The sequence below is a fragment of the Mycobacterium asiaticum genome (genome assembly GCF_001673365.1).
In the GTDB taxonomy this organism is placed as follows: Bacteria; Actinomycetota; Actinomycetes; order Mycobacteriales; family Mycobacteriaceae; genus Mycobacterium; species Mycobacterium asiaticum_A.
This window is the reverse complement of record NZ_LZLS01000215.1, coordinates 1-816: the sequence shown is the minus strand read 5'-3', so window position 1 is coordinate 816 and position 816 is coordinate 1. Positions and strand designations below refer to the sequence as shown.

At 64.6% G+C, this 816-nt stretch carries 1 pseudogene; it reads right to left on the bottom strand.

Annotated features, from left to right (window positions below):
* Window positions 1-816 (bottom strand): annotated as a pseudogene (locus A5634_RS25595) (pyruvate carboxylase); the annotation flags it as partial.

The window sequence follows — 816 nt, the reverse complement described above, 5'->3', positions numbered from 1 at the left end:
CAGAACAGCCTGCAGGAACGGAATATTCGTGGACACGCCGCGGATACGAAACTCGGCCACCGCGCGCCGCGCTCGCCGAACCGCCGTCGGGAAATCGCGACCGCGGCAAGTGAGCTTGACGAGCATGGAGTCAAAGTGGGCGGTGACTTCGGCGCCGATATTCGTACCGCCGTCGAGCCGGATACCCGCGCCACCCGGTGACCGGTAGCCGGTGATCCGTCCGGTGTCGGGCCGGAATCCGTTGGCAGGGTCGTCGGTCGTGATCCGGCATTGGATCGCCGCGCCGTGCATTTTGACGGTGTGTTGCGTTAGTCCGAGATCGGCCAGCGTCGCACCGGCCGCGATCCGCAACTGTGCGGATACCAGATCCACATCGGTGATCTCCTCGGTCACGGTGTGCTCGACCTGAATCCGCGGGTTCATCTCGATGAAGACGTGCTGGCCGCGCTCGTCGAGCAGGAACTCCACCGTGCCCGCACACGAGTAACCGATCTGCCGGGCAAATGCCACCGCATCTGCGCAGATACGTTCCCGTAGTTCGGAATTCAGATTCGGCGCCGGTGCCAACTCGATGACCTTCTGGTGGCGACGCTGCACACTGCAATCGCGCTCGAACAGGTGAATGACTTCACCGGTCTTATCGGCCAGGATCTGCACCTCGATGTGGCGGGGATTGATCACCGCCTGCTCCAGGAACACCGTCGCATCGCCGAATGCCGACTCCGCTTCGCGGGAAGCGGCCTCGATGGACTCGCGCAGCTCTCCCGCTTCGGCGACCCGGCGCATTCGCCGCCCGTCGCCACCGGCGACCGCCTT